This window comes from Mesorhizobium neociceri (genome assembly GCF_013520985.1).
In the GTDB taxonomy this organism is placed as follows: Bacteria; Pseudomonadota; Alphaproteobacteria; order Rhizobiales; family Rhizobiaceae; genus Mesorhizobium; species Mesorhizobium neociceri.
Genome location: NZ_JACDTY010000005.1, coordinates 55,409 through 82,144, shown reverse-complemented (window position 1 = coordinate 82,144; position 26,736 = coordinate 55,409). Strand labels below are relative to the sequence as shown.

The window sequence follows — 26,736 nt, the reverse complement described above, 5'->3', positions numbered from 1 at the left end:
CATACGCGCCACGCGAGGCGCGCTCCCGACAACACGATGCAGAAAGCCTCATTTCCGGGCCGATGAACATCCAGCCGAAACACACCGAGCCGCTGATCCTGTCGGGCCGCGACGTAACCGCCGTGCTGGGCCCGACCAACACCGGCAAGACCCATCTCGCCATCGAGCGCATGGTGGCGCATGAGAGCGGCATCATCGGCCTGCCGCTCCGCCTTCTGGCGCGAGAAGTCTACGCCCGCGTCTGCGAAAAGGTCGGCGCTCACAAGGTCGCGCTGATCACCGGTGAGGAAAAAATCCAACCGCCCGGCGCGAAATATTCGGTCTGTACCGTCGAGGCGATGCCGCGCGAGACCGACGCCGCTTTCGTCGCCATCGACGAGGTGCAGCTCGCCGGCGACCTCGAGCGCGGCCACATCTTCACCGACCGCATCTTGCACCTGCGTGGCCGCCAGGAAACGCTGCTGCTTGGCGCCGCCACCATGCATGGCATCCTGCAACGGCTGTTGAAGGGCGTTTCGGTGGTGACGCGGCCACGGCTGTCGCACCTCGCCTATGCCGGCTCGAAGAAGCTGACCCGTTTGCCGCGTCGCACCGCCATCGTCGCCTTCTCCGCCGACGAGGTCTATGCCATCGGCGAGCTGATCCGCCGCCAGCAAGGTGGTGCCGCCGTCGTGCTCGGCGCGCTCAGCCCACGCACCCGCAACGCCCAGGTGGCAATGTTCCAGGCGGGCGACGTCGACTATCTCGTCGCTACCGACGCCATCGGCATGGGTCTCAACCTCGATCTCGACCATGTCGCCTTTGCCCAGAACCGCAAATTCGACGGCTACCAGTACCGCAATCTGACTGCGGCCGAGCTCGGCCAGATTGCCGGCCGCGCCGGCCGGCATCTGCGCGACGGCACCTTCGGCGTCACCGGCCAGGTCGATCCGCTGGACGAGGAACTGGTCAAGCGCATCGAAGGCCACGAGTTCGATCCGGTGAAGGTGCTGCAATGGCGCACCGCCCATTTCGATTTCGCCAGCCTTGATGCACTGAAGCGCTCGATCGAGACCAACGCGCCGGTCGAAGGCCTCACGCGGGCGCTGCCGGCGGTCGATGCGCAGGCGCTCGAACATCTCTCCCGCGACGAGGACATCCGCGCGCTGGCCACCAATGCCAAGCGCGTGGCGCTGCTGTGGGAGGCCTGTGCTCTCCCCGACTACCGCAAAATCGCGCCGGCCCAGCATTCCAACCTGATCGCCTCGATCTACACGGACCTCGCCAAACACGGCCATGTCGACGAGAACTACATGGCCGAGCAGGTGCGCAGGGCCGACACCACCGAAGGCGATATCGACACGCTGTCGCACCGGATTGCCCAGATCCGCACCTGGACATTCGTGTCCAACCGACCGGGCTGGCTGGCCGATCAGGCACACTGGCAGGAAAAGACGCGCGAAATCGAAGACAGATTGTCGGATGCGCTGCATGAGCGGTTGACGAAACGGTTTGTAGACCGCAGGACTTCCGTCCTCATGCGGCGCCTTAGAGAAAATACAATGCCTGAAGCCGAAATCAGTCCTACCGGAACCGTCCTTGTCGAAGGCCATCATGTCGGCGAGTTGCAAGGGTTCCGCTTCACCGCCGACCAGAGCGCCGGCGGCGAAGACGCCAAGGCCGTGCGTACGGCAGCGCAAAAAGCGTTGGCCGCCGAGTTCGAGGCGCGCGCCGAACGCTTTGGCGCCTGCGCCAATGGCGACCTCGCGCTCGGCTCCGACGGCACGCTGCGCTGGATCGGCGCACCGATCGGCACGCTGGTTGCCGGCGAAGACGCGCTGAAGCCGCGTCTGGTGCTGCTGGCCGACGAGCAGCTGACCGGCCCCGCCCGCGACAAGGTCGCCGCGCGCGCCGAGCGCTTCGTCAATTTCCAGATCGAGTCGCTGCTGAAGCCGCTGGTCGACTTGAAGAACGCCGATCAGATCACCGGCATCGGCCGCGGCATCGCCTTCCAGCTCGTCGAGCATTTTGGCCTCATCAACCGCCGCGACATCGCCGAGGAGATGAAGTCGCTCGACCAGGAGGGACGCGCCGCCTTGCGTAGGCTCGGCGTGCGCTTCGGCGCCTACCATGTCTTCGTGCCGGCACTGATCAAGCCAGCGCCCGCTGGACTGATTACGCTTTTGTGGGCGCTGAAGAATGACGGCAAGGACAAGCCCGGCTACGGCGACGTCGTCCACGCGCTGGCCTCCGGCCGCACTTCGGTGGTCATCGACCCGGCTTTCGACAAGACCTTCTACAAGCTCGCCGGCTACCGCAATCTCGGCCGCCGCGCCGTGCGCATCGACATTCTGGAACGGCTGGCAGACCTGATCCGGCCGGCGACCAACTGGAAGCCCGGCCTCGGCCAACGCCCCGACGGCGCCTATGATGGCCAGTCCTTCATGGTGACACCGCCGATGATGTCGATCCTCGGCGCCACTGCCGACGACATGGAAGAGATCCTGAAAGGCCTCGGCTACCGCGCCGAGCCGAAGCCGCCCGCAGAGGTGAAGGCGCGGCTGGAAGCGCAGGACAACGCCGCGCGGGAAGCGGCTGCCGCCAAGCTGGCTGCGGACGCAGCTGCAAAGGCCGAGCAGGCCCAGGCGGCGGAAGCTGCGACCAATGCCGACGCCGTTGTCGACGCGCCGGCGGAGGGTGCGGAGCCGGATGCGCCTACCGCAGACGTTGCAGCCGAGGCTGCTGCGGAGCCCGTCGCCGAAGCTGCATCGGAAGCTGTCGCGGACGCCCAACCGGAAACGCCTGCCGAAGTCTCGGAAGAGACACAAGTGGCGGAAGCCGCTGCTGAAGTCACTCCCGCCGAAAGCGCTGACGCCCTTACCTCCCCCTCGATGGGGGAGGTCGCGGCGCGAAGCGACGCGGGTGGGGGTGACAGCGCTGACGAAGCAGATGGTGCAGACCGCATAAACGATGCAGGTGCAACCGCTGAAGCCGGCGCTGCCCCCACCCCGGCGCTGCGCGCCGACCCTCCCCACGAGGGGGAGGGTGGAATCGCTGAGCCTGCCCCTGAGGCAGAAGAACCAAAGCCGATATTGTTGTGGCGGCAGGGCCGTTTTGAGCAGCGCCCGCGCCATCGCCACGAAAGCCGCCGGGACAATCGTCCGCGCAACGGCCAGGCGGCGCGCACCGATGCGCCTGCCGACGCCACCGGCGGACAGCCCGCAACTGGCGAGCGGCCGGCCTATCAGGGTCGGCGCGACCAACGTGACGGGGCTGCCAAGCCGCGCTTCGACCGCTCGAAGTTCAAGCCCAAGCCGCAGGCCGAGGGCGAACAGCGCCGCGACGGCAAGCCGCAAGGCGAGCGTCCCCGCGAAGGCCGCCCCGACTGGAAAGGCGGCAGGCCGGAAGGCAAAGCCGGCCCGCAAGGCGGCAAGCCGGCCTTCCAGGCCAAGCCGCGCGAGGAACGCCCGGTGCGCTTCGATCCGAATTCGCCCTTCGCCAAGCTCGCCGCCTTGCGCGACCAGCTGAAGAAGTAGGCTCTGAGCATGATCCCGAAAAGTGGGAACCGGTTTTCGGACAAGATCATGCTCCAACAAGAGATAACTCGCTGCGATGGTTGCTGAAGGTCGTCAGCGCATCGACAAGTGGCTGTTCTTCTCACGCGCCGTAAAATCGCGCTCGCTGGCGGCCAAGCTGGTGGTTGCCGGACGCGTCCGCGTTAACAGCGACAAAGCAGCGCAGGCATCGGATCTGGTCAAACCCGGCGACGTTTTGACCATCACGCTCGAGCGCCGCATCGTCGTCTGGAAGGTGCTCGGCACGGGCGTGCGGCGCGGTCCGGCCGAGGAAGCGCGCACCCTCTACGAGGACATGTCGCCGCCACCCGCGCCGAAAGGTGAGGCTGTTGCCGATGCCATTCCCGCATTGCGCGACGCCGGCAGCGGCCGGCCGACCAAGAAAGAGCGCAGGCAAACCGACCGGCTGTTCGGCGAAGACTGAGGCGTTGGCGCCCTCCGCCATGCCGGCGATCTGGAATTCCATTCCGGACGCGCCGGTCCCGCCGGGAACAGCCGCCCTTGCAAGCGGCAGGCAAAGGCGTTACCTCACCAAAAAAGCCTAGCGAGGACGGGACGTCCCGGAGCCGACCAATGACCTATGTCGTGACCGACAACTGCATCAAATGCAAGTACATGGACTGCATCGAGGTCTGTCCGGTCGACTGTTTCTATGAAGGCGAAAACATGCTCGTCATACATCCCGACGAGTGCATCGACTGCGGCGTGTGCGAACCGGAATGCCCGGCCGATGCGATCAAGCCCGACACCGAGCCGGGCCTCGACAAATGGCTGCAGGTCAACACCGAATACGCCGAGAAATGGCCCAACATCACCGCCAAGAAGGAGCCTCCGGCAGATGCCAAGACCTTCGACGGCGAGGCCGGCAAGTTCGAGAAATACTTCTCCGCCGAGCCGGGTGAAGGCGACTGATGCTACGGCCGACTTGGCCGTCATAACGCTGCGTAACGCGCATCATGGAATAACTGCCTTGACAGGCGGCGATGTCGCTCGACCTTCGCGTTTGCAGCAAAACCTTGATTCTTCCGACTTTTTGTGCTACATCAGTTGAAACATGCCGGTGACACAACGTCGATTTATGGCGCAAGCGCCCCAAATCACTGAAAGGTGAAATCCCCAATCGGACCAGAGCGATCTGGGCCAGGCAGTCGCTATATATGCGGTTTGCCGGTCCCGGCTTTTTCCGATGGGTTCATCTGTTGTGCGGCTAACGATCGGTGTCCCCGGTCGCACGCGTTCGGACCGGCAGGCCGCCGGTACCACAACAAGGAGTTCAGGGCGTAATGGCTACGATCACCCCGCAGAAGAAGTCCACCTCGGCACGTCACGGTTTCAAGACCGGCGAGTACATCGTCTATCCGGCGCACGGCGTCGGCCAGATCGTCTCGATCGACGAGCAGGAAGTTGCGGGCCACAAGCTGGAACTGTTCGTCATCGACTTCCAGAAGGACAAGATGCGGCTGAAGGTGCCGGTCGCCAAGGCGACCTCCATCGGCATGCGCAAGCTGTCGGAAGAGGATTATGTCGAGCGCGCACTGAAGGTCGTGCAGGGCCGCGCCCGCGTCAAGCGCACCATGTGGTCGCGCCGTGCCCAGGAATATGATGCCAAGATCAATTCGGGCGATCTGATCTCGATCTCGGAAGTCGTGCGCGACCTCTACCGCGCCGACAACCAGCCGGAGCAGTCCTACTCCGAGCGTCAGCTCTATGAGGCGGCACTCGACCGCATGGCCCGCGAGATCGCCGCCGTCAACCGCATGTCGGAAACCGAAGCCGTGCGCCTGATCGAGGTCAACCTCAACAAGGGCCCTAAGCGCGGCGCCAAGGCCGACAATGAGGAAGCCGAGCAGGAAGAAGCTGCCTGATCGCTCTCGAATTTGAATTCATGAAAAACCCGGCCTTGCGCCGGGTTTTTTGTTTTTGCTGCCGGTGACGTCTGCCTAAGCTTCCTTCTCGGCCTCCTGCTTCAGTGTCGCGATAAAGCGCTTCGTCCGTTCGCGCTCCGGGTTGGAGAACACCACGGCGGACGGCCCCTTCTCGACGACCACGCCGGCATCGAGGAACACCACTTCCTGAGCGATCTTGGAGGCGAGCCTGAGATCGTGGGTCGCCATCACCATGGTCGTGCCTTCGCTGGCCAGCTTTCCCAGCACGTCGACCACTTCCTGCGCCAGTTCGGGATCCAGCGCCGAGGTCGGTTCGTCGCAAAGCAGCACCTTGGGCGACGGCGCCAGCGCGCGGGCGATCGCCACGCGCTGCTGCTGGCCGCCCGACAGCGTCGCCGGCCAGGCATCGGCCTTATGCGCCATCCCGACCTTTTCGAGCAGCGCCAGCGCCCGCTCGTGCGCCTTCGCCGTTGGCCATTTCAGCACCGTCACCAGCCCTTCCATGACGTTCTCGATGGCGGTGCGGTGGGGAAACAACTGAAAATTCTGGAACACCATGCCGGTCTGCAGCCGCAGGCGCTGGATGTCCCGGCTGGGGATCTTGATGCCGGGACGGAACTCCAGCGTCTCATCGCCGATGCGCACCGTGCCCGACGTCGGGATCTCCAGGAGGTTGATACAGCGCAGCAGCGTGCTTTTCCCCCCGCCGGACGGGCCGACCAGCGCGGTGACGCTGCCTTCGGCGATGGTGACAGTCACACCCTTCAGCACCAGATTGTCGCCGAAGCGCTTTTCGATGTCGGTAAGGCCGATCATGAGCGCGCCTCCAGAAAGCCGCCATAGCGGTTGAGCCGCTCCTCCAGCCGCGTCTGCAAGGCCGACAGCACCGAACTCATCGCCAGATAAAGGATTGCTGCTTCGACATAGAGGATCAGCGGCTCATAGGTGGTGGCGACGATGCGCTGTGCTGCCTGGAACATTTCAGGCACGGTGATGGCCGCGGCCAGCGACGTATCCTTGACCAGCGAGATGAAGGTGTTGGACAGCGGCGGCACCGCGACGCGGCCGGCTTGCGGCAGGATGGTGCGCCGCATGGCCTGGCTCCAGGTCATGCCGATCGAATAGGCCGCCTCCCACTGCCCCTTGGGCACCGAGCCGATCACGGCGCGGATGATTTCGGAACTGTAGGCGCCGATATTGAGGGTGAAGCCAATCAGCGCCGCCGGGAAGGCATCGAGCAATATGCCGACGGAGGGCAAGCCGTAGAAGATCAGGAACAGCTGCACCAGCAGCGGCGTACCGCGAAAGATCCAGACATAAAAACGGACCACGAGGACCAAGGGCTTCGGCCCGAATAGCCGCACCACAGCGACAACCAGCCCGACGAACAGGCCGAGCGCGAACGACAGCAGCGTCAGCGGCACGGTGAAGACCAGCGCCGCCCACAGCAGCGTCGGCAACGAGTCCAGCATCAGGTATAGCCAGTGCGGCACGACGGCTCCTTCCCTCACAGACTGCCGGCGATGACCGGCAGTGCAATTGTGCGGTTTGTCATATCATGCGAAAAAACGGCGAGCCGTCAAAGACAGCCCACCGCTGTTGTTTCATTGCCGCCGGCGATCGCCGGGGGACTTTCGTTATTGCGAAACGTCCTGGCCGAAATAGGTGTCGGCGATCTTCTTGTAGGTGCCGTCGGCCTTGATATCGGCCAGCGCCTTGTTGATGGCTGCCACCAGCTCCGGATCGCCCTTGCGCACGATGACGCCGGAATAGTCGGCGTTTTCTTCCTGCGCGGCGATCTTCACGTTGGCGTCCGGCTTGTGCTTCTTGAAGTCGAGGAAGGACAGGCTGTCATTGATGGTGGCGTCGGCGCGGCCGGTAAGCAGCAACTGGATCGACTGGTCGAAGCCGTCGGTGCCGACGAGTTCGGCGCCGTTGGTCTCGGCGAGCTTGCCGAAATTCGAGGTCAGCGACTGCGCCGACTTCTTGCCCTTGAGATCGGCGAAGGTCTTGATGTCGGGGTTGTCGCCGCGCACGATCAGCACCGCCTTGGAGGCGATGTAGGGGTCGGAGAAGTCGTATTTCGCCTTGCGCGCGTCGGTGATGCCGACCTCGTTGATGACGGCGTCGTAGCGGTTGGCGTCGAGACCGGCGATCAGCCCGTCCCATTTGCCTTCGAGGAACTCGACCTTCACGCCGAGCTTGTCGCCGATCGCCTTGGCGATCTCGACGTCGAAGCCGACCAGTGCACCGGACGCGTCATGATAGGTGAAGGGCGCGTAGGTGCCTTCCGTGCCGACCTTGATGGTGCCGGCCTGCTTGATCTGGTCGAGATTGGCGCCGGCGTGGCCTGATGTGACAGCCAGAACCTGCAGCGTTCCGGCGACGATGAGCGAATTGAGCCATTTCATTTTTGTGTGATCCCGTCCTTGGCCGGTGTCCGGCACTTGTGAGAGCCGGAAACTGACAGATAGAGAGACGCAAAATAAGGAACCAGATTTCAAAAAAGCGGCGATCCAGAAATCAGATTCTCAAAACAGGCCCGATCCGTGCCAATCGCCCCGCTTTTGCGGAGTCGACGCACGCTGTCGCACAGCACAAAACAACCGCCATCGGCGGCGGAACCAATCCCCGGTATGGCACGTTCATGCCGTGTTGTAGGGCGCTGCGTTTCCATTTCAAGAACCCCAGCTGCGCCAGACCGGAGCAATTCCAGGAAAAGTGTGAAACGGTTTTCCGTCGGGAATTGCTTCAAGACAAGGAGATCGAGCAGGTCGTCGTTTCCTCGAAACGATGAACCACTCTGGAGATAGCGGCCGCCAGGCCGTCCGAAAATGTCCGGGAGCAGGAGCGCGGCATGATCGAAGACACGGCAGGACGGTCCATGGTCCGCGCGGCGATGAAAGCGCCCTACCTCGAGCGCGACGAGGAACATGTTCTCGCATTGCGCTGGAAGGAAGACCAGGACCAGCAGGCGCTGCATCGGATCACCGTCGCCCATATGCGGTTGGTTATCTCGATGGCTTCGAAATTCCGCCACTACGGCCTGCCGCTCGGCGATCTGGTCCAGGAGGGCCATGTGGGGCTGCTGGAAGCGGCGGCGCGCTTCGAGCCGGAGCGCGAGGTGCGCTTCTCGACCTATGCGACATGGTGGATCCGCGCCTCGATGCAGGACTACATCCTGCGCAACTGGTCGATCGTGCGCGGCGGCACCTCTTCGGCGCAAAAGGCGCTGTTCTTCAACCTGCGGCGCTTGCGCGCCCGATTGGCCAATGGCGCCGAGCCGATCTCCAACGCCACGCTCTATCGCGAAGTCTCCGTAGCGCTCGGCGTCTCCGAGGCCGATGTGGCCATGATGGATTCCAGGCTTTCCGCGCCTGACTCCTCGCTCAACGCGCCGCTCGCCGACGATACCGGCACCACCGAGCGGATGGACTTCCTGGTCTCGGACGATCCGCTACCGGATGAGGTCGCCGGCGACACCATCGATGTCGAGCGGCGCCTGGTGTGGCTGAAGGCAGCGCTCAGAGCACTCAATGCGCGCGAACTCAGGATCATCGAGGAACGCCGGCTGAGGGACGAAGGCGCTACGCTCGAAGCGCTCGGCGAGACGCTCGGCATTTCCAAGGAGCGCGTCCGCCAGATCGAGGCTCGCGCCATGGAAAAGTTGAAGGTGGCGCTGGTCAAGCAGAACCCTGAGTTCGAGACGCAGGCAGCCTGAAATATCTTGTTGTCAGCAGTATTAATTTAATTGCCAACCAAAAAATAAGATCAGCACGCCTGATTTCCTTCTGCCTCATGCCCAGATTGTGAATTCTTTAACAGACCCCCTTAGCTGAGGGGTGTCTTTTGGGGTTTCAGACCATAGCGGATGAGGATTTTGCCATGTCGCGATTCTGCGTGTTTCTTGCAGCTTTGATCCTTGTGACCCTGACGACTTTCGAGGCTAGCGCCGATCGGAGGGTTGCTCTTGTGATCGGCAATTCCGAATACCGGGAACTTCCGGCGCTCAAGAACCCGGACAAGGATGCCGGAGACATCGCAAGCACGTTCCGGACGGCCGGCTTCGACGTTTTCGTTGCCAAGGATTTGGCCAGGCTTCAGTTCGAGGAGCGTTTCCGCACCTATCTCGCGGCGGCCGACGGTGCTGATCTCGCAGTGGTCTATTATTCGGGCCACGGCTTCCAGATCGGCGGCGAGAACTTTCTCATCCCGGTCGACGCCACGCTTAAGGACGCGGCCGACGTGGAAGTTCAGGCAATCAAGCTCGATGACATGTTGCTGCAGTTGCGATCGAAATCGAAAATCCAGGTGATTATCCTCGACGCCTGCCGCAACAATCCTTTTCCGCGCAAGAACTATTGGCTTCGCGACCAGCTGATCGTCGCCAGCGGTAGCGGATTGGCGCAGGTGAAGGGTTCTGAGAACGCGCTGATCGCCTTTGCCACCGAGCCGGGAGCCGTTGCCTATGACGGGAGCGGCAATCTCAGCCCATTTTCCTCCGCCTTCTCCCGTCGTGCGTTGGCGCCGAACCAGGAGATAAGGGCCGTCATGTCCGCCGTGCGCCGCGACGTGGTCAAGGCTACCGATGGCAAGCAGGTTCCATGGGAAAATTCCTCGCTTCTCGACGATGTCTTTCTGATGCCCCGCGCCAACCGCCCGGCGCTGCCGCCGGTGCTGGAGAAAATCGTGCCGTCCGGCATCGGGCCAGTCGCTCTGGATCTGCCGGCGCCGGTTGACGTCGACGGTGGCGCAGTCAGTGTCAGCATCGAAAGCCTGCCGGCACTCGGACGGCTGACGCTTGATGGCAAGCCCTTGGCCATGGGCGAAAGGATCGATGGTAAGGACCTGTCGCGTCTGCGCATGGACGCCCCCGAATTGGCGAGCGGGCAGGAGCAGGTGGATACGCTGGCCTACACCACGCACAACGAGTGGGGTGGCGAATCCCAGGGCGTTCTGCTGTTGCGGATCAGGAACGGCGCGGGCGCCGAGGGCAAGCAACTCGTGGCCTCACTCGCGGCCGAGCAGAAGCAGGCGGTGGTTGAGCGCGGCATTCGTATCGCCGACGCCGCCGAGGCGATCGAGAACCGCGACATCGAAATTCCCGTCGGCGTCGGCCCGGTTCCGCTCAAGCTGGATTTCCCGGCCAAGGACCCGTCGATCAGCTTGACGCTCGCAAACTATCCGGCAACGGGGACGCTGTCCCTGCCGGACCGCATCCTGTCGCCTCAATCGAGCCTGATGGCCGACGATGTCGACAAATTGCGCTACGAGGCGCAAATCGGCTCCGCGACGCCCGTCGAGATAGGCTTTCAGATCCGTGCCGACGACGCATCGAGGCAGGCGACGCTGAAGCTGTCGCCGAGCGTCGATCCCTGCGATCGAGCGGCGGGCGAACCTCTCGACCTGCAAGGCGTTATCCCCGGCCGGCTGGCGAACGAGATGGGCGATGACGCGGTTGAGCTCTGCCAGGCCTCCGTGAAGACCTATCCAGAGATTGCCCGCTTCCGTTACGAACTCGGACGGGCATTGCTGGCCGCCGGCAAGGTCGACGAGGCCAGGCAGGCAATCCAGGAGGCCGCCGACAAGGGATATGTCCGCGCGGTTTTCGCGCTCGGCTCCATCGTCTCGTCTGGAATAGGAACGGCCGCGAATCCAGAACAGGCCAACCGCTCCTATTCAGAAGCATCCGACAAGGGTGATCCCTACGCCATGACCGCGTGGGGACGCACCCTGTTCAATGGGCGCGGCGTCCAGCGCGATACCGCCAAGGGATTGGACTTGCTGCTCAAATCGGCGGCGATGGGGCATATCGATGCCATTAACGATCTCGCATCGATCTTCATGGAAGGTCGCAATGGTGTTCCAGCTGATCCGGACCGCGCGCTCGCCTTCTTCAGAGCCGGGATCGAGCGGCAACAGATGTATTCCCTGGGTGTTCTCAGCACCCCAAAGCAGGTCGCCTTGGCGATTCCGGCATGCAAGGTCCAGCCCCCGAAAATCATCACTAGAATAAAGGTAGTTCACATACCCGCGCCAAGACCGAAGACCCCGAAGCCAGGCAAGCGGACAGCCGCAGCAATCCCGGACAACCCCGTGCAGAAGCAAAACGGCAGGGCCGCATGGGCCGGCAACAACGGTAATGGTTCCGAGCGCGGTTCTGCAAATTTGGGCGGCGGTGAGGGCACAGACAGCAGCACCAGCGAAGGCACCGATGGCGACAGTGGCACCGATACCGACACTAACAGCAACTTCTGAGGGTACCAGTGACCGCAGCCGTACATCGCACGGGCAGACCCTATCGAACCGGACTGCGCTGCTACTTGTCCGTAACGATCTTGACCTTGTCGCCGGCCGAAACCGAGGCTCCCGGCGACATCGCGTTGAGCACCCGGAACAGATCGAGCTTGCGGTCGACGCCGACCATCTGCGCAGAAAGCGAGCCCATCGTCTGGCCGGCCTGAACGGTGACCACGCGGATGTGCAGCGGCTTCAGCGCCGCCTTCTCGGCAGCACTCAGGATGCGGAACGAGCCGCTGACCGAGCGCGCCACCGGATCGAGCGTCATGCTGGCCGACGGGGCCGCCGTCAAAAGCCGGTAGACCTGGCCGCCGGCACGGATCACCGCAATGTCGAACTGCCAGCCGTCGGCGCCGGCATGCGCGGTCGCCGCCTCGTTGCCGTTGATCGTCTCCTGGCGCACGCTGGTCTCGTCGAGACCGGCCACCCAGCCGCTTCTGATATAGTCTGTCAGCGCGCGGTCCTTGTCGATCGACACGCCGTCGAAGCGGACTGCCATGTCGCCAGGGCCGGTCGCCGTCACCGCCGCGGCCGTATTGTCGATGATGAAACCGTCCGGCACCGTGAACGACACGCCGAGGCCCGGATGCAGGAAGGTCTGGCCGCGCACATAGCCCTCTTCCGGCGTGTCGCCGTAGAGCAGGCCGTCAATGCCGGCCAGGAAGGAATCGCGGTCGCGCGTGCCGACGCCGGGCGCGCCGAACTGGCGGGCGTGGCGCTGCGCCAGGTCGATGCGCTGCGGCGTGTTGGGGTGCGTGGCCAGAAAGTCGAGGCTGGCATCGGTCGCGCCGCTGATCGAACGGAAATCGGTATAGGCCGACATCGACTGCAGGAAGCGGCCGGCGGCATAGGGATCGTAGCCGGCCTCGCCGATCGACTTGATGCCGATGGCGTCGGCCTCCAGCTCCTGGTTGCGCGAAAATTGCGCCAGCCTGAGCTTGCCGCGGATGAGTGCCGCCTTGGCGGTCGGGCTGTCGCCGAGCACGTCGGAGACCACCTTGGTCGCCAGGCCTTCCTCGGCCTCGAGCTGCTGGCGCTGCAGCCCGTGATTGGCGGTGACGTGGCCCATCTCATGCGCGATGACGGCGGCGAGTTCGGCCGAATCATTGGCCAGCGCCAAGAGGCCGCGGGTGACGTAGAGATAGCCGCCCGGCAGCGCGAAGGCGTTGACGTTGGGCGAATTGAGAATGGTGATGCGATAGGTCTGGGTCGGATTGGCCGACACCACGGTCAGGCTGCCGACGACCTTGGCCACCATCCGCTCGAGCTTCGGATCGGAATACTCGCCGCCATAGGTGGCGAGGATGCGCGGATGCTGGGCCTTTGCCAGTTCGGCGAGCTTGCTGTTGGCGGCGACATTGTCGACTGTGATCGGCTTGTCGGAAGGCTGGAAGCCGGATTCCTGCACTTCCGGAGGCGTGAACATCTGGCAACTGGCCAGCGCCACGGCAAGGCCGGCCAGCGCGAGGAAGCGCGCCAGCGGTCTGCGTCTCAAAGTGTCAGTGCCGGTCGACAGCACGGCGTCCCTTCAGCTCTCGGCGCATGACCTGGACCCACGGGTCCGCGCCAGCGAAAAATCGAATTTTTCGGTGGCAATCCTGCACAAATCAAAAAACCTACAGCGTTTTACACATCCGGATGGATGCGGCGCTGTAGGCGGCAAATCACAGCTCGTGCCGGACCAGTACTGAGCGGACCTAGCCACATCAACTGGACCATGGCAAGCAAGCGCCACATCACCTGTAGCCGGTTTGGTCGTAAATTATGTCCGCTTCCGGGCAATATCGCGTGATCCGCCCGAACTTGCGCCGATATAGCGCCGAAACGCTTCAGGGCCAGTGCCATCGAAAAAATCGGCCGCAGTTCCCGTTGCGGCAACCCTGCCATTGTCCAGAAAAACCATGTCCTCGCCGATGCGCCGCGCGTCTTCCGGCTGATGCGTGACGAACAGCACAGTCATCGCCCGCTCGGCATGGACGCCGGCCACCAGGTCGAGCATGTCGTCACGCAGTGAGGGTCCGAGCGACGCGAACGGCTCGTCGAGCAACAGCACCGGCCGGTCGCGCACCAGCACGCGGGCGAGCGCCACACGCTGCCTTTCGCCGCCGGAGAGTTCTCGCGGCAGGCGCTTTTCCTTGCCGGCAAGGCCGACACGGCTTAGTGCCTCGGCGATTGCGGCGCGGTCGGCCTCGGTCAGGCCGAGCGAGGGCGAGCGGCCGAGGCCGACATTCTTCTCGACCGAGAGATGTGCAAACAGATTGTTTTCCTGGAACACCATCGAGACTGGTCGCGCCGACGGCGCGGAAGCGCCGACATCGGCGCCTCCGATCAGAACGCGGCCGGATTGCGGCGTCTCGAAGCCGGCCACCAGATTGAGCAAGGTCGATTTGCCCGAGCCGCTTGCCCCCATGATGGCGGTGATCTTCGACGCCGCGAATTCGACATCGAACAGGAACGGCGCCTCGCCATAGCTGAACGAGACCTTGTCCAGCCGCACGGCCACGCCTTTTTCCATGGCGGAAGTCACGATCTTTCTCCTCGTCCCAACCAATCCGCGGCGACCACCAGAGCGAGGCAGACCGCCCCGAGCAGCAATGCGAGCCCGGCGGCATCGGCCGTGCGGTAGCTGCCCATGCGCGCCAGCAGGAGATAAGGCAATGTCTGGACCGAATCGCTGCCGAACAGCGCGATGACGCCGAGATCGCCGAGCGACAGCGCCATGGCGAAGGCAAAGCCGGTGGCCAGTGGCCGCCGTAGCGACGGCCAATCGACCAGGCGTAGCCGGTTCCAGCCAGAAATGCCGAGCTGTGCGCACAGCTTTTCGTGGCGTTCGCTCGCTGCATCATAGGCCGGACGCATCGCGCGGATGGCAAAAGGCATCGCCATTACCGCATTGACGGTGACGACCATGACCGGCGCGATGGCAAAGACATCGCTGACCGTGCGCAGCAAGAGGAACCAGCCGGCGCCGATGACGATGGGCGGCACGACGAGGACAAAACCGGCGCCGGTGTCGGTGGCATGTTCGAGCAGCGACCGGCCGCCACGGCGGCGCAGGGCCAGCGCCCGGCGCGCCATGATCAGCGACAGCGACAGCGCCACCGAAAGCAGCGCCGCCAGCAGGCCGAGACCGGCGCTGGTCAGCGTCGCCTGGCGCACAGCACTTTCGCCGGCCAGCCGGCTGAGATCGGCGCCAAGGCCGGATGCGACGGTTGCCGCCATCGGCCCAGCGACGAACAGCAAGGCGAGCACGATCAGGATGGCATTGAACGCCGTTTCAGTTGTTCCGGCCGAGAGATAGCGGCGCGGCGCCACCGGCAGGTTGGCGTCGCCGGTCACATTGGCGCCAAGCCGCGTCAGCGCCAGTACAACGGCGAAGGTCAGCGCAATCTGCAGCACCGTCAGTGTGACTGCCCTTGCCGGGTCGAAGTCGAAACGCAGCGCCTGGTAGATGGCGACCTCCAGCGTCGTCGCCGCCGGCCCGCCGCCCAGGATGAGCACGACGGTGAAGGAGGTGATGCAAAGCATGAAGACAAGTCCGGCGACGCCCGGCAGGGATGCGCGCAGCACCGGCCATTCGACCAGTCGAAAAGCTGGTCTCGCCCCCATGCCGAGCTGGCTTGCCAGCCGCCATTGATCGACAGGCACCGTCCCTAGCGCCTCCAGGAACAGCCGCGTTGCCAGCGGCAGATTGAAGAAGACATGCGCAGCGAGGATGCCCGAAAGGCCGTAGATATCGGGCCAGCTTTGACCACCAATCGCGGCGAAATAGCCGGCGCGGCCATAGAGCGCCAGTATGCCCAGCGCCGCAACAATGGCCGGCAAGGCCAGCGGCACGGTGAACAGTTGCAGGATGAAGCCACGACCGAAGAAGCGCGGATGCCGCGACAGAGCGCGGGCGACGAACAGCGCCGGCACGACGGAAAGCAGCGTCGAGAGCGCAGCCTGCCAAAGCGTGAAGCGGACGACGCGCAGGAGATAGAGATCGAAGGCGGACGCAGCGCCTGAGAGATCGTGTGCGCCTTCGCGGATGAGCCCGGCAAAGGCGCCGCCGATCAGCAGCGCGATCGCCGCCAGCGCGACGATGCCGGCGGTGATGCGGGGGTCAGAGCGCGCGCGCTGCACGCTGCACCTGCGTCGGGCGGTTGGCGGAGCTTAGCGAGCGCCGCGTTCCTTCGCGCCCCCCTCTGTCCTGCCGGACATCTCCCCCACGAGGGGGGAGATCAGCAGTTTCCGCGCTCCGCTCAAAACGTTGGAGGTTAGCGAAGGCCGAGGCGACACCCAATTTCCCCCCTTGAGGGGGGTGAGGAGTGGTCCGCGCAGCGGACGGAAAGCCAATTGCTTGGCTTTCCGAACGACGAACGCCCGAAGCGATAGCGAAGGGCTGGGTCCGGCAGGACAGAGGGGGGCGCCGTAGGGCACTCATCTTCTGATCATACAGCCAAAACCTACTTGCTCATCACCGTCAGCCACTCATCGACCCAGGCCTTGCGGTTGGCCGCAACCTCCTCCGGGCTGAACAGCAGCGTCTTGGCCGGTTTGACCAACTTATCGAACGCCGGGTTGAGCGGTTTGTCGGTCTTGCCAGCCGGGAACATCCAGTTGGTCTCGGGAATGACGCCCTGGAACTTCGGTCCGGTCATGAAGGCCAAAAACTTTGCCGCCAGCGGGTTCTTCGCGCCCGTGGTGGTGATGCCGGCGACTTCGATCTGCAGATACTCACCTTCCTCGAAGGACGCCGCCTCGTAGCGCTCGGTGTTTTCGGCAACCATGTGGTAGGCCGGCGAGGTCGTGTAGGACAGCACCATCGGCGCCTCGCCCTTGGTGAACAGGCCATAGGCCTCGCTCCAACCCGGCGTCACCGTCAGCACCTTCGGCTTCAACTTGGCCCAGGCTTCCGGCGCCTTGTCACCATAGACCGACTTGACCCAGAGCAGCAGGCCGAGACCCGGCGTCGATGTCCTCGGATCCTGGATGACGATCTTGTCGATGGCGTCACCCTCGACCAGTTCTTTGAGGCTCTTGGGCGGGCTCTTCAGCTTCTCGGTGTCGTAAACGACGGCGAAGTAGCCATAGTCATAGGGCACGAAAGTATCGTCGCTCCAACCGCCCGGCACGCTGTTTTCAGCCACCGCGCCATGCCGGACAAACAGCCCGGTGGCCTTGGCTTCGGCGGTCAGGTTGGTGTCGAGGCCAAGCACGATATCGGCTTTGGTCGACGCCCCTTCGAGCTTGACGCGGTTGAGCAGCGCGACGCCGTCAGCGACCGAGACGAAATCGACATTACAGCCGCATTCGGCTTCGAATTCCTTCTTCACAGCAGGGCCTGGACCCCAGTCGGCGGTAAAGCTCTCATAGGTATAGATGGTGAGTTTGTCCTGCGCGGACGCAGGGCTTGCCAAAAGCGAAACAGCAAGACCCAGGGCTGGGACAAGACGGGACAACAACATGCGCATCGGCGCCTCCTTCATTGGTGTTGAAAGGAATTGAGGCGCCGGTCTGTCCGAAGCGTCTAATCCCTCCGCCGGTACAAACCGGATCAGGTTCAGCGGGTTGGCGAGACTGCCTCTCAGCCGGTCCGCGAGATCGCGTCCGGCACCCCGTTAGAGCGTTTCGACACATAGGCCCGGCCAAGGTGCCACGCAAGCGGAAGTTTGCTCGAGCATGATTCCGAAAAGTGGGAACCGGTTTTCTCGGACAAACGGGAACCGTTTTGTCCGGAGATCATGCTCCAAAAAAGGAGCCATATCAGGATGACGATTCAACCAAACGTCATCCTGATCTAGCGGCGGTGGGGCTCGGCCTTCCGTTTCGCCGGCAGGGCTGGTAAGGGCCACCGGATATGAGCACATTCACCATCCTGCTTGGCGGCGATCTCGTCCGCACGCCGCGGCTCGACCGCCAGGTCGAAAGCACGCGCGTCATCGCCGCCGACGCCGGCATCGGCCATGCCCGGATGCTCGGCCTGATGCCGGAGCTTTGGGTGGGCGACTTCGATTCCGTGCCGGCGGACCTGCCCGCCGATCTCGCCGCCGTGCCGCGCCAGGTATTTCCGCCCGAAAAGGACAAAACCGATGGCGAGCTGGCGATCGCAGCGGCGTTGGAGCGTGGCGCCACCAGCCTGGTGCTGGCCGGCGCTTTCGGCGGCAAGCGCGCCGACCATGCGTATCTGCACCTGGCGCTCAGCCTGCGGCTGGCCGAGGCCGGCACAAAAGTGCTGTTGACCAGCGGCGCGCAGGAGGGTGTTCCCCTTTTGCCCGGCAAGGCCGGCTTCGACTATGCCGATGGCACGCTCTTTTCCGTGCTCGGCTTCTCCGATCTTTCGGGCCTCACCGTGACCGGCGCCAAATGGCCGCTCGACCATGTCGAGGTTGCCTTCGGCTCGTCGCTGACCATCTCCAACGAGGTCAAGTCACAGAAAACCGGGGGCCGGCTCGAAATAGCGCTCGGTCATGGCCGCGCGCTGCTGCTCGCTCATCCCTATCCCTTGCCTGAAAGCTGACATGGCCCCGCCTCTTCTCAACCTCGACGGGATAAAACTGACCTTCGGCGGTACACCACTGCTCGACGGTGCCGAACTCACGGCATCCGCCGGCGACAAGATCGCACTGGTCGGCCGCAACGGCTCCGGCAAGTCGACGCTGCTCAAGATCGCCGTCGGGCTGATCGAGCCGCAGGACGGCGAAGTCTTCCGCCAGCCTTCGGCGACGGTGCGTTATCTCCCGCAAATGCCCGACATGGACGGCTTTGCCAATGTCCGTGCCTATGTCGAGGCGGGACTCGGGCCGGCCGACGACCCGTACCGTGCCACATATCTGATGGAGCATCTCGGCCTCACCGGCACGGAGAACCCCAACGACCTCTCCGGCGGCGAGGCGCGACGTGCCGCTCTCGCCCGTGTCATGGCGCCCGAGCCCGACATATTGCTGCTTGATGAGCCGACGAACCATCTCGATCTGTCGGTCATCGAATGGCTGGAAGAGGAGCTTGTCCGCACCTCGTCGGCGCTGATCGTCATCTCGCACGACCGTCGCTTCCTTGAGCGCGTCTCGCGCGCAACCGTCTGGCTCGACCGCGGCCAGACCCGTCGCCTCGACAAGGGCTTTGGCCATTTCGAGGAATGGCGCGACCTTGTGCTGGAAGAGGAAGAGCGCGAGCAGCACAAGCTCGGCCGGCAGATCGTGCGCGAGGAGCACTGGCTGCGCTATGGCGTGACGGCGCGGCGCAAGCGCAACATGCGCCGCCTCGGCGAATTGCAGACGATGCGTCAGCGTTTTCGCGGCCATCGCGGCGCCGAAGGTTCGGCCACCATGGTGGCCAGCGACGCCGCCGAATCCGGCAAGCTGGTGATCGAGGCCAAGAACATCGAAAAGAGCTTTGACGACCTTACCGTGGTCAAAGGGTTTTCGACCCGCATCCAGCGCGGCGATCGCGTCGGCCTGGTCGGGCCGAATGGCGCCGGCAAGACGACGCTGTTGAAGATGCTGACCGGCGAGATGAAGCCCGACGCCGGTTCGGTGCGGCTCGGCACCAATCTGGAGATCGCCACGCTCGACCAGAAGCGCGAGTCGGTCGACCCGGCCGAGACGCTGGCGCAATATCTCACCGACGGGCGCGGCGAAAACCTCGTCATCAATGGCGAGCAGCGCCATGTCGTTTCCTACATGAAGGATTTCCTGTTCAAGCCGGAACAGGCACGTACCCCGGTGCGCGAACTTTCAGGCGGCGAGCGGGCGCGGCTGCTTCTGGCCCGCGTTCTGGCGCGGCCGGCGAACCTTCTGGTGCTTGATGAGCCGACCAACGATCTCGACATGGAGACGCTGGAACTGTTGCAGGAACTGGTCGCCGGTTTTGCCGGCACCGTCATCCTGGTAAGCCACGACCGCGACTTCCTCGACCGTACCGTGACCAGCATCATCGCGCCGGATGGCGATGGCCGCTGGATCGAATATGCCGGCGGCTATTCCGACATGCTGGCGCAGCGCGGCGGCACCCGGCTCGACGACCGCAAGGCGCGGGCTAAGGCCGAGAATGGTGAGACGCCGCCAGTCGGCAAGAGTGAGTCGGCGGCGCCGAAAGCACCGGCGAAGAAACTGTCGTTCAAGCAGAAATTCGCACTGGAATCATTGCCCAAGAAAATCGAGGCGGTGACGGCCTCGATCTCGCGGCTTGAAAACAACATCGCCGATCCCGCCTACTACGAGCGCGATCCGGCCTCGTTCCAAAAGACCATCGCCGCCCTCGACAAGGAGCGCGTCACCCTTGCGGCGCTCGAGGAAGAGTGGCTGGAACTGGAAATGCTGCGGGAAGAAATGGAAGGGTGAGGAACGTTCGGCCGTAGACCGATCAATCGACAACGATTTGTCGATTGAAGCGACGAACGGTGAAGGCCCGATTCGCCTTCGGGCGATCGAAAGGTCCAGTGGACCTTTCGAAGGGATTGAACGCCCGAAGGGCTGGGTGCCATAGCGTAGGGCCGACTCGTTCGCAGTTGTCGCTTGACCATTGCCCCTATGCCGAGATGCGCATACATTATGCGCATGTTGCGGAGGCCATTATGCGTAAGATTGCCTTGAATGCGATCCGTCAGCCAGCAAACCTGTCGATCGATTCGAACCTCATGAGAGAGGCCAAGGGGCTCGATGTGAATGTCTCGCGCGCCGCTGAGGCCGGTATAGCGGAGGCGGTGGCGGCTGAAAAAACGCGGCTATGGAAGCTTGAGAACCGCGCCACTATGGATGCGTGGAACGACTATATCGACAAGGCCGGCATCCCGCTGGAAGAGTACCGGCAGTTCTGATGGCCCGCTACGATGTCTTTGCTGCCCGCAGCGAAGGCAACTATTTGCTCGACGTTCAATCCGACCTGCTCGACAATTTCAAGACGCGGGTAGTCGTCCCGCTACTCCCGGTCACAGCAGTCCCGCCGCCGATGCGAAAGCTTCATCCGATCTTCGAGATCAACGGCCGCAAGCTGGTTATGGCCACACACCTGATTGCTACTGTTCCCGCAAGCGAATTGGGTGAAAGCCGGCTGAACCTGACGAAACATCACGACGACATCGTCGCCGCGCTCGACATGCTGTTTCAAGGCTTCTGAGCGATGGTAGCCGCTGTAGCGGCCCACCTCAGCCCGCCGTCTTCGCCTGCCAGGCCTTCAGCGCCTCGTCGAACACCTTCTCGCCGGGAATGCCCTTTTCCATGGTCAGCAGCGCCCGGCGTCCGGTCTTGTAGACCACCGGCACATCGATCCAGTCCTGTCCCCTGAGCAAGGTGAGATTGGCGTCCTCATCGGCCTTGGTGTCGTTGAGCGCCACCAGGAAGAAGCCGTCGGCGATCTTGGCCGGGATGCCGATCAGCGGACTGCCGGCATCCTGCTCGGAGCTCTTCATGGCGACGCGCAAGATGTTGTCGACCCCACCGCCGTCAAAGCCCTCGGGAGTCAGGAAGATCATCTCGATAATGTGGCTGGCCGGCAGCGTCTGGTCGGTGTTGCGGCGGATGGTCATGCGCAGCTGGATGTCCTTGCCGGGAATGGTCGCCTCGGCGCGGATCGCCGGTTCCGGCGGCAGGTCGCCGCCGGGCGATTCCTGCACCAGCGACCAGACGATGCTGCCAGGCTCGGCCGAGCCCTGCGCGGTCGAGGTGCGTTCCTCGTAGAAGATTGCCTTCTGGCCGACCGCAACGGTCGGCTCGGGAGCGGCGGCCGTCGGTGCTGCCGGTGGCGTCCCGGTCGCGGGCGCCGGCGGGGTGGCAGCGGCATCAGCCGGTGCTGCCCCATTGGCCGGCGGTGCGGCGCCATCGGCTGGCGGCGTTGCCGGTGGCGTGGCGGAAGCGTCAGGCGCCGGCGTGGCAGGCGCCGCCGTGGCTGCGGTGTCGCCGGGCGGCGGGGTCGCAGGCGCTGGCGCCGCAGCAGGGGGCGGAGCCGCAGCAGGGGCTGGAGCCGGTGGCGGTGGCGTGGTCAGCGCGGCGACGGATTCGCCCTCGCCAATGCCGCTTTGGCCGGCTGCCGGACCTGGGTCGGTCTCACTGCCTTCGGGCGTCAGCCGCTGCGTGAATTTCGTTCCCTCGCCGGCAGCAGCCGGTGCCGGGGCGTCAGCCGCGGGCTTGGCCGGCGCCGGCTTGACCAGCGGTTCGGTCGAAACTGTCTTGGTGTCGCCAAGACCGAACATCGAGCCAAACGCATCCTTGTTCAGCCAAATACCGTAGCCGCCGCCCGCGACCACCAGCAGCGCGATGATAGCGGCGATCAGCCCGCCATAGCTGCGCTTGCGCTCGGCCGGGCGCAGGCGCTGGAATGTGTCAGCGGCCTGCTGCTCGTTGTTGGCAAACACGTCGGCGCTATCGTCGTCGACGTCCATCTCCGCGGCTTGGGTGGTTTCTGCGCGCGCCGCAGGCGGCGGCGGTGTCGGCGCGGGCCGCTGCCAGCTCGGCTCCGTCCGGGCAACCGGCGCCGGCTGCACGGGTTTCGCCGGCTGCCATGCCGGCGCGGGTGCCGATGCAGGCGTGGTGGACGGCTTTACATGACTGGGCTGGTTCTTGTTACGGTCGATGGAGGAAAAAATGTGTTCCAATTCCGCCAGCGGATCGGAGGCGGGCATCGCTTTGGCATAGTCCCGCTCGACACTTGCGATAGCGTCTTCCAGGGATCGCTTCTGCGTGGTTATGGCTTCGGTGGCCAGCGGCGGCGAATACTCCGCAAGCTTCTTCGCCAGCATGGTACGAACGCTGTCATAGATGCGCGTACGCTTTTCGGGCGTCTCGTCGCCGTGCTTGTCGAGCGCCTTTTTCAGAATAGCAACGAAATCTGCCATGCTTCAGTCGACCTGTATTTTGTTCCCCCGGGCCGGCCCCCGCAAATCGGCCGCGATGCCCCGGAAAGGCTTCAGAAACTAGTCTTGAAACGGATCGGTCACAAGTATTGTGTCGTCCCGTTCCGGGCTGGTGGAAAGGAGCGCGACGGGTGCGCCGATGAGCTCCTCGATGTAACGGACATATTTGACGGCCTGCGCCGGAAGGTCGTTCCAGCTGCGCGCGCCGGCGGTGGTGCCTTTCCAGCCTTCGAGCGTCTCGTAGACCGCTTCGACGCGCGCCTGCGCACCCTGGCTGGCCGGCAGATAGTCGATCATCTCGCCGTCGAGCCGGTAACCCGTGCAGACCTTGATCTCATCCAGCCCATCGAGCACGTCGAGCTTGGTCAGCGCGATGCCCTTGATGCCGTTGACGGCGACGGCTTGGCGCACAAGCACGGCGTCGAACCAGCCGCAACGGCGCTTGCGCCCGGTGACGACTCCGAATTCGTGGCCGCGCGTGCCAAGGAATTCGCCGATTTCGTTCTTCTGCTCGGTCGGGAACGGGCCTTCGCCGACACGTGTCGTATAAGCCTTGGTGATGCCCAGCACATAGCCGATGGCGCCCGGGCCGACGCCTGAGCCGGCGGCGGCTTGGCCGGCGACTGTGTTGGACGAGGTGACGAACGGATAAGTGCCGTGGTCGATGTCGAGCAGCGTGCCTTGCGCACCCTCGAACAGGATGCGCTCGCCGGCGCGGCGCTTGTCGTCGAGGATTTTCCAGACGCGGTCCATATAGGGCAGGATCTCATCGGCAACCGAGGTCAGCTCGGTCATGATCGCCTCATGCGTGACTTCGCCATGGCCAAGCCCGCGACGCAGCGCATTGTGATGCGTCAGCAGCCTGTCGACCTTGAGGGGAAGCGTTTCCAAATCCGCCAGATCCATCACCCTGACCGCGCGCCGGCCCACCTTGTCCTCATAGGCAGGGCCGATGCCACGACGGGTCGTGCCAATTTTCGTCCCGGAATTGGAGGCGGCATCCTCGCGGAATCCGTCCAGCTCCCGGTGCAGCGACAGGATAAGCGCGGTGTTTTCGGCTATTTTCAGGCGGTCCGGCGTCACCTCGACGCCTTGCGCCTTGAGTTTCGCCACTTCGGCGACAAAGGCGTGCGGGTCGAAGACGACGCCATTGCCGATGATCGACAGCTTGCCTTGCCGCACCACGCCCGACGGCAGCAGCGACAGTTTGTAGACCTTGCCGTCGACGACCAGCGTATGGCCGGCATTGTGGCCGCCCTGAAAGCGCACGACCACGTCGGCGCGCTCCGACAACCAGTCGACGATCTTGCCCTTGCCTTCGTCGCCCCATTGCGAGCCGACGACCACCACATTGGCCATGTTTCATTTCCCTTGAGATGCCGCCCTGGCGGCCTGGATATGGTTCGAAACGACAGGCCTCTATAGCGTCAAGACCTCGCAAGTGCGACCTTTCTTTGCCGCCGAAAACGCCCTGAGGCACAACAATTTTCGGCTTTGACATCATTTACTTGGGCCGGCGGGGGCCTTAGGCCGGCAAACATCGCACCTCCGGCGGCCGGAATCCTGCAATGCATCGACGCGCCTATCTGTTCCTGCTGGTTACCACCTGTGGGGCGGCAATTCCGTCGCCGGCAAGCTGGCGGTCGACCATGTCTCGCCGATGACGCTGGTCTTCCTGCGCTGGGTGCTGGCGGTTGCGATCCTGCTGCCGATCGGCTGGCGCACGATCAAGGAGGACTGGCCGGTGGTGCGCAAACACTGGCTCGTCCTGGCTGCACTGGGGCCAGCGGCTTCACCCTGTTCAACACCATTTTCTACACAGCGCTCAACTATACGACGGCAATCAATGTCTCGATCGAACAGGCGGCGATGCCGGTCCTGATCATCGTTGCCAATTTCATCTTCTTCCGCCTGCGCGTGAGTTGGGCGCAGATTGCGGGCGTAGTGCTGACCATCTTCGGCGTTATCTTGACTGCCTGCCACGGCGATCCGCGCCGGCTGCTCACATTGGAACTCAATTTCGGCGACGCCATCATGCTGGTCGCCGTCATCCTCTGCAGCGGTTATTCGCTCGGGCTGCGGCTGAAGCCGGTGATGCGCTGGCAGAGCCTGATGTTGTCTCTGGCGGTCGCGGCACTCATCACCTCGCTGCCCTTCTTCCTGTGGGAGGTCGCGGCCGGCAAGGTCATCGTCCCCGATATCAGCGGCTGGGTGGTCATCGTCTATACCGCGATCGGCGCCCCGGTCATCTCGCAGATCCTCTACATCAAGGGCAACGAACTGATCGGCGCCAACCGCGCCAGCCTGTTCATCAACCTGGTGCCGATCTTCGGCACTCTGCTTTCAGTGCTGATTGTCGGCGAGACATTCCAGCTCTACCAGGCACTGGCACTCGTCCTTGTGCTGGGCGGCATTTCGCTCGCCGAATATAGCGGACGCAAAATAGCGGACTTGCAGCCGGTCTGAACGAAAAGGCGCGGACAAAGGCGCGCCCCTCAATCCCAAGGTCAGGATCACATCGCGTTGACGTCGAACTGCAGCCGTTTGGCCGAGTCGATCGACTTGTGCGCCTTGACCTGTTCCAGCACATTTTCCGGAAACGGCGCATCGAGATAGAGCAGCGCAATCGCATCGCCGCCTGGTCGGTTACGTCCCAGCTGGAAGTTGGCGATGTTGACGCCGTTCTCGCCGCACACCGTGCCGAGCAGGCCGATAATGCCGGGCGCATCGGCATTGGTTGTGTAGAGCATGTGCTGGCCGACCTCGGCGTCGAGATTGATGCCCTTGATCTGGATGAAGCGCGGCTTGCCGTCGGAGAAGCAGGTGCCCGCGATCGAGCGCGTCATGTGCTCGGTCTTGACCGTCAGCTTGATGTAGCCGTCGAACACGCCCGACTTGTCGCGCTTGACCTCGGCGACGATGATGCCGCGCTCCTTCACCATGATCGGCGCCGAGACCATGTTGACGTCGGAGACCTGCGGCCGGATCAGTCCGGCGAGCGTCGCACTGATCAGCGCGCGCGTATTCATTGTCGCGGTCGAGCCGTCGAACAGGATCTCGACCTCCTTGATCGGATCCTCGGTGACCTGGCCGACGAAGGCGCCGAGCACTTCGGCCAGCTTGACGAAAGGCTTCAGCCGCGGCGCTTCCTCGGCGGTGATCGACGGCATGTTGATGGCGTTGGAAATGGCACCCTTGATCAGGTAGTCCGACATCTGCTCTGCGACATGCAGCGCGACATTCTCCTGCGCTTCGGTGGTCGAAGCGCCGAGATGAGGCGTCGCCACGACATTCTCCATGCCGAACAATTCGTGGTTCTCCGCCGGTTCGATCTCGAACACGTCGATGCCGGCGCCTGCCACCTTGCCGCTCTTCAGCGCCGCGACCAGATCGGCCTCGACGATCAGCCCGCCGCGCGCGCAGTTGATGATGCGCACGCCGGTCTTCATCTTGGCGATCGCGGCGGCGTCGATAATGTTGCGCGTCTTGTCGGTCAGCGGCGTATGTAAGGTGATGAAGTCGGCGCGCGCGAACAGCTCGTCGAGCTCGACTTTTTCGACGCCGAGCTCCTCGGCGCGGCTGTCCGACAGGAACGGGTCGAAGGCAATGACATGCATCTTCAGGCCGACGCCGCGCGTGGCGACGATCGACCCGATGTTACCGCAGCCGATGACACCCAGCGTCTTGCCGGTGATCTCGATGCCCATGAAGCGGTTCTTTTCCCATTTGCCGGCATGGGTGGAGGCGTTGGCCTCCGGAATCTGGCGGGCGAGCGCGAAGATCATCGCCACCGCATGCTCGGCCGTGGTGATCGAATTGCCGAAGGGCGTGTTCATCACGATGATGCCCTTGCGGCTTGCCGCCGGGATGTCGACATTGTCGACACCGATGCCGGCGCGGCCGACGACCTTGAGTTTTGTCGCGGCGTTGATCAGCTTTTCCGTGACCTTGGTGGCCGAACGGATGGCAAGGCCATCATACTGGTCGATGACTTCGAGCAGCTTTTCCTTGTCCTTGCCGAGATCGGGCAAATAGTCGACCTCGATGCCGCGGTCCTTGAATATCTGCACGGCGGTAGTGGAGAGTTTGTCGGAAACGAGAACGCGGGGCGCCATGGCGGCCTCCTTCAAATGGATTGTCGGGGAAATGGCGGCCCGCAGGCCGC

At 63.7% G+C, this 26,736-nt stretch carries 20 protein-coding genes, 1 pseudogene and 1 riboswitch; of the genes and pseudogenes, 11 read left to right on the top strand and 10 right to left on the bottom strand.

Going from position 1 to position 26,736, the window contains the following annotated elements; translation table 11 throughout:
• The first annotated feature begins 62 nt into the window (after nt 1–62).
• The 4 genes from H0241_RS12670 to H0241_RS12655 all read left to right on the top strand — a co-directional run bounded on the left by H0241_RS12670 (nt 63) and on the right by H0241_RS12655 (nt 5,419).
• Nucleotides 63–3,515 carry a helicase-related protein gene (locus H0241_RS12670; RefSeq protein ID WP_181057847.1) on the top strand — a complete coding sequence of 1,151 codons (3,453 nt, stop codon included), beginning with the start codon at nt 63–65 and terminating at the stop codon, nt 3,513–3,515.
• 76 nt (nt 3,516–3,591) lie between these two features.
• A complete protein-coding gene (locus tag H0241_RS12665) occupies nt 3,592–3,978 on the top strand; it encodes an RNA-binding S4 domain-containing protein (protein WP_181057845.1) in 387 nt (128 codons plus the stop codon).
• Between the two features lie 149 nt (nt 3,979–4,127).
• Nucleotides 4,128–4,466, top strand: coding sequence for a ferredoxin FdxA (gene fdxA, locus H0241_RS12660; protein WP_027031582.1), 339 nt, complete (start codon nt 4,128–4,130; stop codon nt 4,464–4,466).
• Between the two features lie 371 nt (nt 4,467–4,837).
• A complete protein-coding gene (locus H0241_RS12655) occupies nt 4,838–5,419 on the top strand; it encodes a CarD family transcriptional regulator (protein ID WP_023673664.1) in 582 nt (193 codons plus the stop codon).
• A 75-nt stretch (nt 5,420–5,494) separates the two neighbouring features.
• On the opposite strand, the gene H0241_RS12650 is transcribed toward H0241_RS12655, so the two are convergent.
• From H0241_RS12650 to H0241_RS12640, 3 genes are all read right to left on the bottom strand, one after another.
• The gene (locus tag H0241_RS12650) at nt 5,495–6,256 is read right to left on the bottom strand and encodes an amino acid ABC transporter ATP-binding protein (RefSeq protein ID WP_181057843.1); all 762 of its coding nucleotides are present in this window, start codon (nt 6,254–6,256) and stop codon (nt 5,495–5,497) included.
• The gene (locus H0241_RS12645; protein ID WP_181057841.1) at nt 6,253–6,933 is read right to left on the bottom strand and encodes an amino acid ABC transporter permease; all 681 of its coding nucleotides are present in this window, start codon (nt 6,931–6,933) and stop codon (nt 6,253–6,255) included. The genes H0241_RS12650 and H0241_RS12645 overlap by 4 nt, the downstream gene beginning before the upstream one ends.
• A gap of 144 nt (nt 6,934–7,077) precedes the next feature.
• Nucleotides 7,078–7,851 (bottom strand): amino acid ABC transporter substrate-binding protein, encoded by a 774-nt coding sequence (locus H0241_RS12640; RefSeq protein ID WP_181057839.1) that lies wholly within the window; start codon nt 7,849–7,851, stop codon nt 7,078–7,080.
• A 446-nt stretch (nt 7,852–8,297) separates the two neighbouring features.
• On the opposite strand from H0241_RS12640, the gene H0241_RS12635 reads away from it, so the two are divergent.
• Both H0241_RS12635 and H0241_RS12630 read left to right on the top strand, forming a co-directional pair.
• Nucleotides 8,298–9,161, top strand: a complete 864-nt coding sequence (locus H0241_RS12635) for an RNA polymerase factor sigma-32 (RefSeq protein WP_181057837.1) — start codon at nt 8,298–8,300, stop codon at nt 9,159–9,161.
• A 164-nt stretch (nt 9,162–9,325) separates the two neighbouring features.
• Nucleotides 9,326–11,698, top strand: coding sequence for a caspase family protein (locus H0241_RS12630; protein WP_181057835.1), 2,373 nt, complete (start codon nt 9,326–9,328; stop codon nt 11,696–11,698).
• A 61-nt stretch (nt 11,699–11,759) separates the two neighbouring features.
• On the opposite strand, the gene H0241_RS12625 is transcribed toward H0241_RS12630, so the two are convergent.
• From H0241_RS12625 to thiB, 4 genes are all read right to left on the bottom strand, one after another.
• Complete coding sequence (locus H0241_RS12625; protein WP_235984270.1) at nt 11,760–13,166, bottom strand: M48 family metalloprotease; 1,407 nt, start codon at nt 13,164–13,166, stop codon at nt 11,760–11,762.
• A gap of 336 nt (nt 13,167–13,502) precedes the next feature.
• Nucleotides 13,503–14,255, bottom strand: coding sequence for a thiamine ABC transporter ATP-binding protein (gene thiQ, locus H0241_RS12620; RefSeq protein WP_181058225.1), 753 nt, complete (start codon nt 14,253–14,255; stop codon nt 13,503–13,505).
• A gap of 8 nt (nt 14,256–14,263) precedes the next feature.
• A complete protein-coding gene (thiP, locus tag H0241_RS12615) occupies nt 14,264–15,865 on the bottom strand; it encodes a thiamine/thiamine pyrophosphate ABC transporter permease (protein ID WP_181057830.1) in 1,602 nt (533 codons plus the stop codon).
• 323 nt (nt 15,866–16,188) lie between these two features.
• Nucleotides 16,189–17,196, bottom strand: a complete 1,008-nt coding sequence (gene thiB / locus H0241_RS12610) for a thiamine ABC transporter substrate binding subunit (RefSeq protein ID WP_181057828.1) — start codon at nt 17,194–17,196, stop codon at nt 16,189–16,191.
• Nucleotides 17,197–17,239: 43 nt separating this feature from the next.
• A riboswitch (TPP riboswitch) is annotated at nt 17,240–17,353 on the bottom strand.
• Nucleotides 17,354–17,582: 229 nt separating this feature from the next.
• Between thiB and H0241_RS12605 the strand changes: the two genes are divergently transcribed.
• The 4 genes from H0241_RS12605 to H0241_RS12590 all read left to right on the top strand — a co-directional run bounded on the left by H0241_RS12605 (nt 17,583) and on the right by H0241_RS12590 (nt 20,839).
• Entirely contained in the window at nt 17,583–18,242 is a 660-nt protein-coding gene (locus tag H0241_RS12605) for a thiamine diphosphokinase (protein ID WP_181057826.1), read from the top strand.
• Between the two features lies 1 nt (nt 18,243).
• On the top strand, nt 18,244–20,064 hold the full coding sequence (locus H0241_RS12600) for an ABC-F family ATP-binding cassette domain-containing protein (protein ID WP_181057824.1): 1,821 nt from the start codon (nt 18,244–18,246) through the stop codon (nt 20,062–20,064).
• Between the two features lie 233 nt (nt 20,065–20,297).
• Nucleotides 20,298–20,540, top strand: coding sequence for a type II toxin-antitoxin system CcdA family antitoxin (locus H0241_RS12595; protein ID WP_181057822.1), 243 nt, complete (start codon nt 20,298–20,300; stop codon nt 20,538–20,540).
• On the top strand, nt 20,540–20,839 hold the full coding sequence (locus tag H0241_RS12590) for a CcdB family protein (protein WP_181057820.1): 300 nt from the start codon (nt 20,540–20,542) through the stop codon (nt 20,837–20,839). The genes H0241_RS12595 and H0241_RS12590 overlap by 1 nt, the downstream gene beginning before the upstream one ends.
• Before the next feature lie 28 nt (nt 20,840–20,867).
• On the opposite strand, the gene H0241_RS12585 is transcribed toward H0241_RS12590, so the two are convergent.
• Nucleotides 20,868–22,553 (bottom strand): hypothetical protein, encoded by a 1,686-nt coding sequence (locus H0241_RS12585; RefSeq protein WP_181057817.1) that lies wholly within the window; start codon nt 22,551–22,553, stop codon nt 20,868–20,870.
• A gap of 78 nt (nt 22,554–22,631) precedes the next feature.
• Nucleotides 22,632–23,930: an adenylosuccinate synthase gene (locus H0241_RS12580; protein ID WP_181057815.1), complete on the bottom strand. Its 1,299-nt coding sequence runs from the start codon at nt 23,928–23,930 to the stop codon at nt 22,632–22,634.
• Nucleotides 23,931–24,139: 209 nt separating this feature from the next.
• Between H0241_RS12580 and H0241_RS12575 the strand changes: the two are divergent.
• Nucleotides 24,140–25,037 (top strand): annotated as a pseudogene (locus tag H0241_RS12575) (DMT family transporter).
• 47 nt (nt 25,038–25,084) lie between these two features.
• Here the strand turns inward: H0241_RS12575 and serA are convergent.
• Nucleotides 25,085–26,686, bottom strand: coding sequence for a phosphoglycerate dehydrogenase (gene serA, locus H0241_RS12570; protein WP_181057813.1), 1,602 nt, complete (start codon nt 26,684–26,686; stop codon nt 25,085–25,087).
• Between the last annotated feature and the right edge of the window lie 50 nt (nt 26,687–26,736).